This is a genomic window from Mycobacterium sp. E735, assembly GCF_001666955.1.
Classification (GTDB): Bacteria; Actinomycetota; Actinomycetes; order Mycobacteriales; family Mycobacteriaceae; genus Mycobacterium.
In genome coordinates this window covers 24,871-38,675 of the sequence record NZ_LZIX01000078.1, presented here as the reverse complement: position 1 = coordinate 38,675, position 13,805 = coordinate 24,871, and the positions used below count along the sequence as shown (strand labels likewise).

Below are 13,805 nucleotides of genomic sequence, written 5' to 3'. Positions count from 1 at the left end.
TCACATGGTCTTACGTAAGACCAGAAGCGAGCGCCCGGGCAACGAGACCTTCTCTTCGGCATTCACCACCTGGTCGGCCTCACCCGTCGGGTGGTTGGTGTCCAGTTCCACGGTCCACTCCTGCGCATAGTCGTCGTTCGGCATCACGAACTCCACGGGTTCTTCGCCGGCGTTGAAGCACAACAGGAACGAGTCATCGACGACCCGTTCACCGCGCGCGTTGGGCGCGGTGATGGCCTCGCCGTTGAGGAACACCGCCACACATTTGTGAATGCTCTCGCCCCAGTCCTCGTGCGTCATCTCCCGGCTGCTGGGATTCAGCCAGGCGATGTCGCGGACCTCGTCGCCGGTGCGGATCGGTTCACCCTCGAAGAACCGGCGGCGCCGGAATACCGGGTGGGTCTTGCGCAACGTGGTGACCTTGCGCGCGAAGGCCAGCAGGTCCGAATTCTTGTCGACCAATGACCAATCCATCCAAGACAATTCGGAGTCCTGGCAGTAGACGTTGTTGTTGCCGTTCTGGGTGCGGCCCAGCTCGTCGCCGTGCGCGATCATCGGCGTGCCCTGGCTGAGCATCAGCGTCGCCCAGAAGTTGCGCATCTGGCGACGGCGCAGAGTCAAGATGTCCGGGTCGTCGGTGGGCCCCTCGACACCGCAGTTCCACGAGCGGTTGTGGCTTTCGCCGTCGCGGTTGTCTTCGCCGTTGGCCAGATTGTGTTTCTCGTTGTAGGACACCAGGTCGTTGAGCGTGAAGCCGTCGTGGGCGGTGACGAAGTTGATGCTGGCGCTGGGGCGCCGTCCGGTCGCCTCGTAGAGGTCCGACGACCCGGTCAGCCGGGACGCGAACTCGCCTAGGGTCGCGGGCTCGCCCCGCCAGTAGTCACGCACAGTATCGCGATACTTCCCGTTCCACTCGGTCCACAAACCCGGGAAATTGCCGACTTGGTAACCGCCCTCGCCGACGTCCCACGGTTCGGCGATCAGTTTGACCTGGCTGACGATCGGATCCTGCTGAACCAGGTCGAAGAACGCGCTCAGCCGGTCGACGTCGTGCAGCTCCCGGGCCAGCGTGGCGGCGAGGTCGAAACGGAAGCCGTCGACGTGCATCTCGGTCACCCAGTAGCGCAGCGAGTCCATGATGAGCTGCAGCACGTGCGGGTGACGCGGGTTCAGGCTGTTGCCCGTGCCGGTGTAGTCCTTGTACAGCCGCAGGTCGGAGTCGACGAGCCGGTAGTACGCGGCGTTGTCGATGCCGCGGAAGTTGATCGTCGGCCCGAGGTGATTGCCCTCGGCGGTGTGGTTGTAGACCACGTCGAGGATCACCTCGATGTTCGCCTCGTGCAGGCTGCGCACCATCGATTTGAACTCGGCGACGCTGGAGGTGCGATTGGCCGCGTACTGGTTGTGCGGCGCGAAGAACCCGAAAGTGTTGTAGCCCCAGTAGTTTCGCAGACCCAGGTCCAGCAGGCGGGAGTCGTGCATGAACTGGTGCACCGGCATCAGCTCCAGCGCGGTGACGTTGAGCGACTTGAGGTAGTCGATGATCACCGGGTGGGCCAGGCCGGCGTAGGTGCCGCGCAGTTCGGCGGGGATGCCGGGGTGGGTCTGGGTCATGCCCTTGACGTGGGCCTCGTAGATCACCGTTTCGTGGTACGGGGTCAGCGGCGAACGGTCCGAGCCCCAGTCGAAGAAGGGGTTGCTCACCACGCTGGTCATGGTGTGGCCCAGGGAGTCGACCATCGGCGGCGTCCCGGGGTCGGCGTCGTCACCGTCGGGGTGGACGGCCTTCATGTCGTAGGAGAACAGCGCCTGCCCGAAGGTGAAATCCCCGTGGAAGGCCTTGCCATACGGGTCGAGCAGCAGCTTGCTCGGGTCACACCGGTGGCCGGCCGCCGGGTCGAAGGGCCCGTACACCCGGAAGCCGTAGCGCTGGCCCGGCGAGATGTTGGGCAGGTAGGCGTGCCACACGTAGCCGTCGACCTCGTCCAGGGGAATCCGTGACTGGCCCCCGGCGTCGTCGATCAGACACAACTCGACCTTCTCGGCAATCTCGGAGAACAACGAGAAGTTGGTCCCCGCGCCGTCATAGGAGGCACCGAGGGGATACGGGTTCCCCGGCCAGACGGTGGCCAGTTTCGGCTGTTGGTTACCAGCTACGCCTGCTGCTGAAGCGTGATTGTCGGTCGGCACCATCTGACCTTATCCGCGGTCGGGGCGGCGGGGCGCGTCACCACCAACCGGTATTGGCCGCGATCTGGCGGCCCAATTCGCCCACCATGGTCCGTACGTAAGTGGGGGTCAGGTGGTGGGCGCCGTGGTAGATCAGCACGTTTCCCTCGACCGGCCGGCACACGTCGGCGCGGCAGATCGCATCGGACATGTCGAGCACCTTCAGCAGCGGGAATTGTGTGACGAAGTCGAGGGTCTGATTGCGGTCGGAGAGCGCGTCGGAACGCTTGATCGCGCACGACTGGGGGCTGCCGCCCTTCTTGGCCAGGCAATCCGCCGGGTCGAACGGCTGGCCGTTTTTGACCAGCCACGGGGTGTCTCGCATGCCGAGGATCGGAATGTTGTTGTCCGAGAACCGCTGCCAGATTCCGATGTAGGTCGCCGGCATCACGTCGCCGGGCTTGATGTTCCACGGCCGGGTGGTGGTGGTGAACACGTAGTCGGGACGGTCGGCGATCACCCTGTCCATCGTCTGTTCGACCCACTGCCGGCACTGCGGGTAGGCGGCGTTGTTGCCCATGATCAACGGGACTTCCTCGGTGGACAACGGGCAGCCCATCTTGAGGTAGGTCACCACTTTGAAGTGATGCATCTTGCCGAGCAGGTCGAGAGCGGGCAGCCAGTGTTCGGCGTGGGACCCGCCCGCCAGCGCGATCGTGCGGTCGGCGGCCACGTCGCCGTAGGTGCACGCCACCACCGCCGGGTTGACGAAGTCACTGATGCAGCCGTCGCGGGTGGAGACCGGCAGATCCTCCTTGACCTCCAGGACGCTGGGCCGCATCGGCAACGCGGGCACCCGCACGTGTTCGGTCAGGGCGCGCGCCCCCGGATAGTCCTGCGGGTTGAGCACGCTGAGCTCCTTGCCCGCGGCCCGCAGGATCGTGACGTGCTGGCGCCACGTGAACGACGTCGCGGTCAGCGTGACCCCGAGCAGCACGATCGCCGTCCCCAGCGCCATCGTGGGCCTGGGCAGGCGCGCCAGCCAGGCGGGCGCGGTCGCCGGTGACCTCCCTGCGGTCCGGTAGCGCAGCGGGTCCTCGACGAGCCGGGTGGTCAGGTAGGCCAGCAGGCCCGAGACGAGCAGCACCGCCGCACCCTCGACGAAGCCGGCGTGCCGGTGCCCGCTGAAAGACAGCCAGAAGATCAGCAGTGGCCAGTGCCACAGGTAAAGGGAGTACGCCATCGCGCCCAGCGCGACCAGCGGCCCGGCCGCCAGCAGGCGATTGGGCAGCGGCAGCCGGTTCCCGGCGGCGGGGCCGCCCTGCAGGTTGGCCCCCGCCAGAATCATCAGCATGGTGGCCCCGACGGGCACCAGGGCCCAGGGGCCGGGGAATTCCTTCACGCCGTCGATCAGCGCCCCGCACGAGACGATCGCCGCCAGCGCCAGGGTGGCCGCGACCGTTCGCAACCACATCGGCCAGCGGATGGCAGGCACCAGCGCACCGACCAGCGCGCCGAGCAGCAACTCCCAGCCGCGCGCGAAGCTGTTGTAGTAGGCGGCTGCCTGGTCGCCCTGATGCGCCACGATCGCGTAGACGAACGACGCCACCGTCAGCGCCGTCAGCAGCACCAGGAACAGGGTGCGCAGCCGGCGGCCCAGCGGACGCCTGAACAGGTAGGCGCACGCGGCGATCAACAGCAGGAAGCCGACGTAGAACTGGCCCTGCACCGACATGGACCAGATGTGCTGCAGCGGACTGACGGCCTCGCCGGCGCGCAGGTAATCGGACGCCGTGTTGGCCAGCTCCCAGTTCTGGTAGTAGCCGAGGCTGGCGAGGCTCTGGTCGGCGAAGGTCTCCCAGCGGGTCTCCGGTTGGACCAGGATGGTCAGCACCGCGCACCCGGCCAGCACCACGACCAGGGCGGGCACCAGGCGGCGCACGAGCCGGACCACCTCCGCCACCGGCGACAGGGTGACGGCAGGGTTCAGCGCCGCGCGAATGATCTTGCCGCCGAAGAAGAATCCGGACAGCGCCAAGAACACGTCGACGCCGCCGGAGACCCGGCCGAACCAGATGTGGAAGACGGCCACCAGCGCGATCGCGATGCCGCGCAGGCCGTCCAGGTCGTAGCGGTAGAACCCCGAATTGCGCGCCGCCGTACCGACCGGTTCCGCGGTCGCGACCGGTCGGTGAGACGGGGACAGGATCGGCATGATCGATCGCTAATTTACCGAAAACCGCCACCCGCTCCGGTTTAGGAGCAGGTGGCGGCGGTCGGGGGTCCCCGAAAAGCCGGGGAATCTACCGGGCGGTGCCGGGCGCCGGCGGGAGGAACGGCGATTGCTGCGGCGGCAGCAGCTGCACCGGGGCCTGCGGTGCCGGAAGTTGCTGCGTCGGCAGCTGCTGGACCGGTGCCTGCGGCACGGGAACCCGTTGCAGCGGGGCCTGTTGCAGCGGCGCCTGCGGGGCCGGGGGCTGCTGCACCGGCGCCTGCGGCACCGGGAGCTGGCCGGACTGCTGCTGCAACGGCGCCTGCTGGACCGGGGCCTGCTGCGTCGGGAGTTGCTGGACCGGCGCCTGCTGCGTCGGGAGTTGCTGGACCGGGGCCTGCTGCGCCGGGAGTTGCTGCACCGGCGCTTGCTGCGTCGGCGCCTGCTGCGCGGGCAGTTGCTGCACCGGTGCTTGCTGCGCCGGAGCCTGCTGCGGCAGCTGCTGGACCGGCGCCGGCTGGACCCCGAGGACCCGGACCAGGTAGGGAGCCATGCCGTTGGCGCGCACCGGCGACACCTGGACGACGTCGCCCACCTCGAGCATCTGGTTGTTGCCCAGGTACATCGCGACGCTTTGGGTGCCCTCGGGGCCGTAGAAGATCATGTCGCCCTTTTGCGCTTGCTGGGGCAGCACCTTCTGGCCGACCCGGTAGATCGCCCCCGACGAACGCGGCAGCTTGATGCCCGCGCCGGCGTACGCGTACTGCATCAGGCCTGACGCGTCGAATCCGACGGTGTTGATGCCCGTCCCGGTGCCGCGGGTCGGGCCGTTGATCCCGCCGCCGGCCCAGGAGAACGGCACGCCCCGCTGCGACAGCCCGCGCGCGATCACCACGTCGGCCGCCTGCTGGTAGTCCATCGGCCGGATGCCCGGGTCGGCGGAAGCGACCACGGGAGCGGCCATCGGTGCGGCGAACAGCGCCAAACCGATCGCGAAGGCGTAGATGCGTTTCATTGTCTTGGCCTCTCAGGGGCTCACTGGCCTCAGCGCGGTGACTTCGCGCGTCCGCCGCCGTTCCATGACTGGGCGACAGCCTCCCCGTTGGGACCGACGCCGCTGCATGACACTTGCGGATGTGAACAGCGGTCCTGTTTTCACATCAGTCACTGCAGCCACTCTGACAACAGAAGTTGTTAGCCGCCAGGCCCCGGCGGGATTTTTTGTCGGAACGTGACCGGACGGTGACTGGGCGGCCCAAATCCGGGTGCGCAGTTGTGATTTGGGTCTCAGTCGCGCGGGCGCCGGCCGGACCGGGGCGTGGCGGCGCCTACGCCCAATAGCGTTCGCTGAACACCGTCAGCAGCGAGCCGACGAGGGAGCTGAGCATGATCAGCGCGAGGGCCAGGACCGGCCAGAAGGACATGTACCAGCCCTTCAGGAGCGAAACGACCGGCCCGAGGACCGCGGCGGCGATTGCAGCCCCGATGCCGCCCCACACGATCGGGCGAATGTAGTAGTCGACCCCGAAGGGCACCGGCCCGCACGTCTCGTCGGCGCAGACGTGCTCGAGGAAGCCGAAGAGGCGGTCCGGCCACGCCGTCGCGGTGGCCAGGACGATGAGCAGCGCCAGCAGCGCGACGGTGCAGGCGACGTCCCAGGGGGCCAGCCGCACCCGGATGACCCGCGGCGCCTCGTCGTCGTAATTGGCCAGCAGGGAATTGGTGGTCGCGGTCGGAGGGGCGCCCGCGGCGGGTTCACCGGGGGTTTGCGGCGTAGCCATCGGATCCCATGCTCCCCGATGGGCGGATTTTGTGCGACTCGGCTGCTTTACCCTCGATCACTATGCCTGCGGCGAGGGCCGGGTTGACCCCCGGGCAGATCAGCGCGATCGACGCTGCGCACCTGTGGCACCCGTACAGCACCATCGGCGGGGAAGCCGTCGCGCCGGTGGTCGCGGTCGCCGCGCGGGGGGCCACGTTGACGTTGATCCGGGACGGCGAGCCGATCGAGGCGCTCGACGCGATGAGCTCGTGGTGGACCGCGATTCACGGGCACGGCCACCCGGTGCTGGACGCGGCGCTGACCACGCAGCTGGGAGTGATGAACCACGTCATGTTCGGCGGGCTCACGCACGAACCGGCCGCCCGGCTGGCGCAGCTGCTGGTGGACATCACCCCGGCCGGGCTGGACACCGTGTTCTTCAGCGATTCCGGATCGGTGTCCGTCGAGGTCGCGGTCAAGATGGCGCTTCAGTACTGGCGCAGCCGCGGCCGGCCCGGCAAGCACCGGCTGATGACCTGGCAGGGCGGCTACCACGGCGACACGTTCACGCCGATGAGCGTCTGCGATCCCGACGGCGGTATGCACACGCTGTGGACCGACATCCTGGCCCGCCAGGTGTTCGCCCCGCAGGTCCCGCGCGACTACGACCCCGGCTACACCGCGGCGTTCGAGCAGCAGCTCGCCGAGCACGCCGGCGAACTGGCGGCCGTCATCGTCGAACCGTTGGTGCAGGGCGCCGGCGGGATGCGCTTCCACGACCCCCGCTATCTGCGCGACCTGCGCGAGCTGTGCCGGCGGCACGACGTGCTGCTGATCTTCGACGAGATCGCCACCGGCTTCGGCCGCACCGGCGAGCTGTTCGCGGCCGACCACGCCGGGGTGAGCCCGGACATCATGTGCGTGGGCAAGGCTCTGACCGGCGGCTACGTCACCCTGGCCGCCACGCTGTGCAGCACCGACATCGCGCACACCATCAGCGCCGGCGAGGCCGGCGCGCTGATGCACGGGCCCACCTTCATGGCCAATGCGCTGGCCTGCGCGGTGTCGGTGGCCAGCGTCGAGCTGCTGCTAGACCAGGACTGGCGCGCGCGGGTGGGTGAGATCGCCGCCGGGCTGGCGGACGGGCTCGAGCCCGCCCGCGCGCTGCCCGGCGTCACCGACGTGCGGGTGTGCGGGGCGATCGGCGTCATCGAGTGCGCCCGCCCGGTCGACCTGGCCGTCGCCACCCCGGCGGCAATGGAGCGCGGCGTCTGGCTGCGCCCGTTCCGCAACCTGGTCTACGCGATGCCGCCCTACATCTGCCCGCCGGGCGAGATCGCCCAGATCACCTCGGCGATGGTCGAGGTCGCGCGCCTCGTTGGCTCTCGTAGTCTTTAGGGCGATGAAAACACCGATCGAGGTTTCCCCACTGGCCTGGCTGGAGGAGGTGGAGAAGCAGCGCCGCGAGGCGGGGCTGCGTCGCTCCTTGCGGCCCCGCCCGGCCGTCGCCACCGAGCTCGATCTGGCGTCCAACGACTATCTCGGCCTGTCCCAGCACCCCGACGTGATCGAGGGCGGCGTCGCCGCGCTGCGCATGTGGGGCGCCGGGGCCACCGGATCCCGGCTGGTCACCGGCGACACCGACCTGCATCAGCAATTCGAGTCCGAGCTCGCCGAGTACGTCGGCGCATCGGCGGCCCTGCTCTTCTCGTCCGGATACGCGGCCAACCTGGGCGCGGTCGTCGGCCTGTCGGGCCGGGGTTCGCTGCTGGTGTCCGACGCCCTCTCCCACGCGTCTTTGGTCGACGCCTGCCGGCTGTCGCGGGCCCGGGTGGTGGTGACGCCGCACCGCGACGTCGAGGCCGTGGCGGCCGCCCTCGCCTCGCGCGACGAGGAGCGGGCCGTCGTGATCACCGAGTCGGTGTTCAGCGCTGACGGCGCGCTGGCGCCGCTGGGCGAGCTGCACGAGGCCTGTCGCCGGCAGGGCGCGCTGTTGATCGTCGACGAGGCCCACGGCCTGGGCGTGCGCGGTGGCGGGCGCGGGCTGCTGCACGAGCTCGGGCTGGCCGGCGCACCCGACGTGGTGGTGACCACGACGCTGTCGAAGGCGCTGGGCAGCCAGGGCGGCGTGGTGCTCGGACCGGCGGCGGTGCGGGCCCACCTGATCGACGCGGCGCGCACGTTCATCTTCGACACCGGCCTGGCGCCCGCCGCGGTGGGCGCCGCGCGCGCCGCGCTGGGCGTGCTGCGGGCCGAGCCGTGGCGGCCCGAGGCGGTGTTGCGGCACGCCCGCGCCCTCGCCGAGGCGTGCGACGTTCCCGACGCGCCCCACTCGGCGGTGGTGTCGGTGATCCTGGGCGACCCGGAGGTGGCGCTGGCCGCCGCGACCGCCTGCCTGGATGCCGGCGTGAAGGTGGGCTGCTTCCGGCCCCCGACGGTGCCCGCCGGGACGTCCCGGCTGCGGCTGACCGCGCGGGCGTCGCTGGACGCCGCCGAACTCGACATCGCCCGGCGGGTGCTGTCCGACGTCCTCGCCGTGACGCGCCCTTGACCGTCCTGGTCGTCACGGGCACGGGCACCGGGGTCGGCAAGACCGTCGTCACCGCCGCCCTGGCCTGCCACGCCCGTCAGGCCGGCATCGACGTGGCGGTCTGCAAACCGGTCCAGACCGGCACCGACTCCGGCGACGACGACCTGGCCGAGGTCGCCCGGCTGTCCGGCGCGACCGAGCTGGCCGCGCTCGCCCGCTACCCGCAACCGCTGGCGCCGGCCGCCGCGGCCGAGCTGGCCGGCGCGGCGCTGCCCACCGGCGACCAGGTGCTGCGGCTGATCACCGCCCTGGACCGCCCCGGGCGGCTGACGCTGGTGGAAGGGGCCGGCGGGCTGCTGGTCGAGCTCGCCGCCGCGGGGGTCACCCTGCGGGATCTGGCGGTGGCGCTGGGCGCCCCGGCGCTGGTCGCGGTCACCGCCGAGCTGGGCACCCTCAACCACACCGCGCTGACGCTGGAAGCGCTTGCCGCGCACAATGTTTCGTGTGCGGGGTTGGTCATCGGGAGCTGGCCGGCCAGCCCCGGGCCTGCGGAGACCTCGAACCGGGTCGCGCTGGACCGGCTGGGCCCGGTGCGGGCCGCGCTGCCCGCGGGCGCCGGGGCGATGGACGCCGCGCAGTTCGCGGACATGAGCGCGGCGGCGTTCGACCGCGACTGGGTCACCGCGCTGGTTCGCTGATGGTGCATTCCATCGAGCTGCTCTTCGACGGCGAGACCGAGGCCACGATCCGCGGGCTGTGGGACGCGCTGGCGGGCGCCGGGATTCCCAGCCAGGCCCCCGCCGGGCGACCGCACGTCACGCTCGCGGTGGCCGACCGCATCGCCGAGGAGGCCGACGCCGCGCTGCGGCCGCTCACCGGGCGGCTTCCGCTGGGCTGCGCCGTCGGCGCGTCGTTGCTGCTGGGGCGCTCCAATGCGATCCTGGCCCGGCTCGTCGTGCCGACGGCCGAATTGCTCGATTTCCACGCCGAGGTGCACCGGCTGTGCGGGAAGCACCTGGCCCCCGCGGCGGCGCCCACCAGCCTGCCGGGTCAGTGGACGCCACACGTCACGCTGGCCCGACGTGTCGGCGGCCCGGCCCTGAGCCGCGCGCTGCGCATCGCTGGCCGGCCCACGCTGGTCGAGGGCAGCTTCGCCGCCCTGCGGCACTGGAACGGCGAGAAGAAGGTCGACTACCTGATCGGCTAGCCGCCGAACAGCAGGTACAGGCCGGTGAAGGTGTAGCCGACCATGACCAGCATCATCGTCAGCTGGCCGGTGAGCTGGTGGCCCCTGGGCAGCAGCCGCAGGGCCTTGTCGTGGGCCGCGACCACCGCGAGGATGTGGCCGGTCACCACGCACGCCACCTTGATCCCGGCCAGCACCGGCGGGTGGGTGGACAGCACGTAGGCGACCTGCTGATGCGCCAGCCCCAGCACGTTCCAGCCGCGGCCGAAGGGGTCGGCCAGCGCGGACACCGCCTGCTGCCCGCGCTCGACGAGGTAGGTCAGGTAGTGGGCGAAGATGTAGCCCACCACGATCGGGATCAGGGAGTGCGCCAGCTGCCCGGGTAGGGCGCGGCGCCGCTCGCGGTCGACGCCGCCCGTTGCGCGGGCGGCGAGCGAAAAGGTCGCGGCGACAACGGTAATGAAGACGATCAGCCCGAGGGTGCGTAGCAGCGACGACGACGCCGCGGGCGCCAGGCCGATGCCGGGGGAGAGCCGATCGGCGAAGCCGCGCCACGTAGGCGACGACGAGAAGCTGTCGAACGCGGTGGACCCGAGCAGCACCGCGAGCAGCACCACCACGCCGGGACGCACCGGCAGCGACGGCAGATGGTCGAGCGGGTTCCCCACCACGATTCGCCCGCTGTCCGGGTCGCGCCGAAACGGCGACAGGCGCGACACCGCCATGCTGTACACCCCGAACGGGTCGGCCCGGGCCAGCCAGCGCTGGCCGCACAACCAGGCGCCCGCCAGCATCGCCACGGCGTAGCCGGCCAGCCACGCCCGCACCCACGGCAGCGACGCCGGGTTCGGGCTGGCCAGTTCCATCCAGACGAAGGCGAACAGGCACAGCGCGGCGGGCCGGTAGCCCCAGCCGTCGGGATAGGCCAGCCGCGGTGAGTGCAGGCGCTCCGGCGTGCCGCGGCGCAGCAACAGATAGATCGTCCGCATCGGCGAAATCACCCGCCAGACCGGTCCGATCAGCAGCGACACCGCCACCAGCCCGACCCATAGCAGCACGTAGAACACGCCGAGTAGGGCGTTGGCCTCCGACCGCGGGCCCCACACCCCGGCCGCCACCGCCCAGGTCGCGAAGATCAGGCCGAGGGCGGCCGCCGTCCAGCGCGTCGCCCGCGCGTCGACGACGGCGGTCACCGCCGCCGGCAGCGGACGGCCCGGCTTGGCGGGATCGAACCGCGGCTTCCGCCACGCGAACGCGACCAGCGCGAAGGTGAACGTCAGCGCCCACGCCGCCCCGACCATCGCGTACATGTACGGCACCGGAAGGTCGCCGGATCCGCCGAGGCCGTGCGCGAGGACCGCGGTCGCGCCGCGGGCGCTCACGGTTGGACTTGGATGGTCGCGATCGTGCGGTCCAGATGGTGCAGCTCCACCTCGACGTTGCCGGGGACGTCGACGGCGAACTGGAAGGTTTGGTTGGGCGCCGCGGCGACCGGGAACTTGTGGTCGGGCGTCGAGTGGACGTGCAACTCGTCGGTGGCGTCACTGGTCACGTGCAGGGTGATCTGCTGGCGCACCTTGGCCTGCAGCGTGGCGTTGGTCGGGGTCACCTGTCCTTTGGCGATGGTGACGTCGACCGTCGGGCCGGCGGCAGGGGACTGGCTCTGCGAACCGCCGCACGCGATCAGCGCCCACGCCAAGGCCGCCACCCACGCCGCGGCCAGGGCGCTACGCATCCCCATCGGTCACGCCGCCTGGGGGGTGCCGGGCACGGTGTGCTTCTCCTCCTCGGGCCGCTTGGGCAGGGTGTCGTAGTTGTTGATCCGGCCGGCGCCCCAGGTCAGGGCGGTGATGACCATCAGCGTCAGGAACAGCACGACGATTCCGCCGGCGGTGAACAGCCAGGCCGGCGCGCTCTGGTCGCGCTCGCGCTGCAGGATCGTGACCTCCAGGACGAACGGCCGCGTACTCGTCGCGAGGGCGGGGACCTCGGGCGCCGGGATGGCGTCGTCGGCCGGCTCGTAGATCGGCACGGCCGTCATCGTGCGGCCGTCCTGGACCCGCAACAGCGTCTTCCAGTCACCCCACACCGGGACCGGCTGCGTGGACCGGTAGTGCCCCGGCCCGACCTTGGCGAGCTTGTCGATCATCAGGCCGCGGTCGTTCTGCATCCGCCCCTGCCAGGACAGGATCGTCAGCCAGTCCGGGTGGTCGCTGACCATGGTTGTCGGGGAGATCATCACATCGGCCGACACCATCCGCTGGCCTGCGGGGCTGGGCAGATCCGTCAGCGTCACCGTGGCGGTGTCCTTGCCCGGCACGAGGATGTGCAACCCGTTGGCCACCGCGCAACCGATCACGAGCACCGTCAGCGCGACGACGCCGATGGCGAGCCGGCGGCCCGGCAGGCGCTCGCCGGTGAGCACCATGCCGAACATCGCGCCGCACAACCCGGTCAGGACGGCCACCGGCACCGACATCGCCAGCGCCTCGCCCCACATGCTGGTCGGCCACGGGTAGTGGTAGACGGCCCCGATCCACAGCGATTCCAGCCAGAGCCCCACCGTGGCGACCCCGAGGCCCGAGACGGCGCCGAACACCAGCGGGCGCTTGATCAACGGCGTCAGCGCCACCAGCTCGACGATGAGGGCGGGACCCAGGTAGAGCGGGAACCAGTTGATCGGGGCGCCCAGGATGGGGCCGACGATCACCGCGACCGCGCCCCGCAGCGCGATGGCGAACACCGCCGCGATGATCGCGGCGCCGCGGCCCATCGTCAGGCGGGCGGCGACGGCGGCCAGTGCGGACGCCGCGGCGATCAGCATCGGCTGAAACACCAGCCGGAACTGCGGGACCCCGAAGTCGAACTCGATCTGGTAGACCGACAGGCCGATGAACAACCCGCCGAACGACAGGTACCGCAGGAACGAGATGAACGCGCCGTTGAATACCTCCCCGGCTTCGTGCGCCTCGCCCTCACGCTCCAGCATCAGCACCGAGAACAGCGAGAAACACGCCCCGCCGATCATCATCAAATGCGTTGGGCCCCAAAGGGTGACGTCTTGACCGAAGATCCGGTGCCAGATGTCGTCGAGCGGGAACCCGATCATCGCGTACATCCCGCAGCCGGCCATCAACAGTCCGCCGACCGGCGCATACCAGTTGCGCGTGATGCGCACCGCCGCGGGCCCCGGCTTGTCGAACGGCAGCACGACCGACACCGCGCCGCCGACGAAGATGCCGAACAGGCCGATGATGATGAAATAGTGCGCGGGGTTGGCCAACGGGCCGGGGTCGCGTCCGTTGCCGATGTGCCAGCTGACGTCCCAGATGAACCCGAACAGGGCGCAGATGATGAACGTCGTGAAGATCATGACCGGCAGCGCCACCCAGTTGGGCCGGTGGAACTTCTCGCCCAGCTTGTCGGCGACCCGGGTCAGCCACTGGATGCGATGGGTGCGATGGGCATAACCGATCCACAGCATGCCCGCGGCGATCACCACCGCCGCGACCGAGAGCCCGATCACCTGGTTGAGGCCGGCGCCGCGCGCCGGCGCCTCCGCAACGAAAACGAGTTCCGCCGATGTCATCGTCAAACCCTCCCAACAGCGCCCGACTGCCTGGCGAGCTGTGATCCAGCTCGCACGAAGCGGAATGCCCAAATCACGGGCTGGTCAATCACCGATTTTCGTCGTCGCGCTGCCCGGCGTCCTCGGACTCGTCGGGGGTCCGGCGGTCTTTGAGCGCGACGTAGAGGATCACGCCGACGACGATGATCGCCGGCAGGAACGCCGGGATCGCCAGCAGAATCATGTGGTGGGCCACATAGGTGACGTGTGGATCGGTCATGGTGGTGAGATACCCCGGGGGATGGCATGCACTGCGGCCGTTACCCTACTTTGAACACTTTTTATTGACAGCCGCCACGACCGTGGGGCAGGAGGCCG

The 13,805-nt window shown here is 70.1% G+C and carries 11 protein-coding genes and 1 pseudogene; 4 read left to right on the top strand and 8 right to left on the bottom strand.

Annotated features, from left to right (window positions below):
- From glgX to A5704_RS06415, 4 genes and pseudogenes are all read right to left on the bottom strand, one after another.
- Window positions 1-2,193, bottom strand: a complete 2,193-nt coding sequence (gene glgX, locus A5704_RS06430; RefSeq protein ID WP_067784183.1) for a glycogen debranching protein GlgX — start codon at window positions 2,191-2,193, stop codon at window positions 1-3.
- A gap of 34 nt (window positions 2,194-2,227) precedes the next feature.
- Window positions 2,228-4,384, bottom strand: coding sequence for an acyltransferase family protein (locus tag A5704_RS06425; protein ID WP_067888001.1), 2,157 nt, complete (start codon window positions 4,382-4,384; stop codon window positions 2,228-2,230).
- 343 nt (window positions 4,385-4,727) lie between these two features.
- Window positions 4,728-5,396, bottom strand: a pseudogene (ripD, locus tag A5704_RS06420) (NlpC/P60 family peptidoglycan-binding protein RipD); the annotation flags it as partial.
- Between the two features lie 313 nt (window positions 5,397-5,709).
- Entirely contained in the window at window positions 5,710-6,162 is a 453-nt protein-coding gene (locus tag A5704_RS06415; RefSeq protein WP_067758281.1) for a hypothetical protein, read from the bottom strand.
- Window positions 6,163-6,224: 62 nt separating this feature from the next.
- On the opposite strand from A5704_RS06415, the gene A5704_RS06410 reads away from it, so the two are divergent.
- The 4 genes from A5704_RS06410 to A5704_RS06395 are packed head-to-tail and all read left to right on the top strand — an operon-like array spanning window position 6,225 to window position 9,880.
- Window positions 6,225-7,541: an adenosylmethionine--8-amino-7-oxononanoate transaminase gene (locus A5704_RS06410; protein WP_067887995.1), complete on the top strand. Its 1,317-nt coding sequence runs from the start codon at window positions 6,225-6,227 to the stop codon at window positions 7,539-7,541.
- A gap of 4 nt (window positions 7,542-7,545) precedes the next feature.
- Window positions 7,546-8,694, top strand: coding sequence for an 8-amino-7-oxononanoate synthase (locus A5704_RS06405; protein ID WP_067887992.1), 1,149 nt, complete (start codon window positions 7,546-7,548; stop codon window positions 8,692-8,694).
- Window positions 8,691-9,371, top strand: a complete 681-nt coding sequence (gene bioD, locus A5704_RS06400; RefSeq protein ID WP_067780459.1) for a dethiobiotin synthase — start codon at window positions 8,691-8,693, stop codon at window positions 9,369-9,371. The genes A5704_RS06405 and bioD overlap by 4 nt, the downstream gene beginning before the upstream one ends.
- The gene (locus A5704_RS06395; RefSeq protein WP_067887988.1) at window positions 9,371-9,880 is read left to right on the top strand and encodes a 2'-5' RNA ligase family protein; all 510 of its coding nucleotides are present in this window, start codon (window positions 9,371-9,373) and stop codon (window positions 9,878-9,880) included. Before bioD ends, A5704_RS06395 begins: the two co-directional genes overlap by 1 nt.
- Here the strand turns inward: A5704_RS06395 and A5704_RS06390 are convergent.
- From A5704_RS06390 to A5704_RS28760, 4 genes are all read right to left on the bottom strand, one after another.
- Complete coding sequence (locus A5704_RS06390) at window positions 9,877-11,169, bottom strand: hypothetical protein (RefSeq protein WP_369828433.1); 1,293 nt, start codon at window positions 11,167-11,169, stop codon at window positions 9,877-9,879. The genes A5704_RS06395 and A5704_RS06390 overlap by 4 nt on opposite strands.
- Before the next feature lie 68 nt (window positions 11,170-11,237).
- Window positions 11,238-11,600, bottom strand: a complete 363-nt coding sequence (locus A5704_RS06385; RefSeq protein WP_067748065.1) for a hypothetical protein — start codon at window positions 11,598-11,600, stop codon at window positions 11,238-11,240.
- Between the two features lie 3 nt (window positions 11,601-11,603).
- On the bottom strand, window positions 11,604-13,448 hold the full coding sequence (locus A5704_RS06380) for a hypothetical protein (protein WP_067887981.1): 1,845 nt from the start codon (window positions 13,446-13,448) through the stop codon (window positions 11,604-11,606).
- 88 nt (window positions 13,449-13,536) lie between these two features.
- Window positions 13,537-13,707, bottom strand: a complete 171-nt coding sequence (locus tag A5704_RS28760) for a hypothetical protein (RefSeq protein ID WP_197498966.1) — start codon at window positions 13,705-13,707, stop codon at window positions 13,537-13,539.
- Window positions 13,708-13,805 lie beyond the last annotated feature (98 nt).

What these genes read in the sequence shown, in the direction of transcription:
- glgX (WP_067784183.1), bottom strand. Translation starts at nt 2,193, where the DNA reads ATGGTGCCGACCGACAATCACGCTTCAGCAGCAGGCGTAGCTGGTAAC.
- A5704_RS06425 (WP_067888001.1), bottom strand. Translation starts at nt 4,384, where the DNA reads ATGCCGATCCTGTCCCCGTCTCACCGACCGGTCGCGACCGCGGAACCG.
- A5704_RS06415 (WP_067758281.1), bottom strand. Translation starts at nt 6,162, where the DNA reads ATGGCTACGCCGCAAACCCCCGGTGAACCCGCCGCGGGCGCCCCTCCG.
- A5704_RS06410 (WP_067887995.1), top strand. Translation starts at nt 6,225, where the DNA reads ATGCCTGCGGCGAGGGCCGGGTTGACCCCCGGGCAGATCAGCGCGATC.
- A5704_RS06405 (WP_067887992.1), top strand. Translation starts at nt 7,546, where the DNA reads ATGAAAACACCGATCGAGGTTTCCCCACTGGCCTGGCTGGAGGAGGTG.
- A5704_RS06395 (WP_067887988.1), top strand. Translation starts at nt 9,371, where the DNA reads ATGGTGCATTCCATCGAGCTGCTCTTCGACGGCGAGACCGAGGCCACG.
- A5704_RS06390 (WP_369828433.1), bottom strand. Translation starts at nt 11,169, where the DNA reads ATGTACGCGATGGTCGGGGCGGCGTGGGCGCTGACGTTCACCTTCGCG.
- A5704_RS06385 (WP_067748065.1), bottom strand. Translation starts at nt 11,600, where the DNA reads ATGGGGATGCGTAGCGCCCTGGCCGCGGCGTGGGTGGCGGCCTTGGCG.
- A5704_RS06380 (WP_067887981.1), bottom strand. Translation starts at nt 13,448, where the DNA reads ATGACATCGGCGGAACTCGTTTTCGTTGCGGAGGCGCCGGCGCGCGGC.
- A5704_RS28760 (WP_197498966.1), bottom strand. Translation starts at nt 13,707, where the DNA reads ATGACCGATCCACACGTCACCTATGTGGCCCACCACATGATTCTGCTG.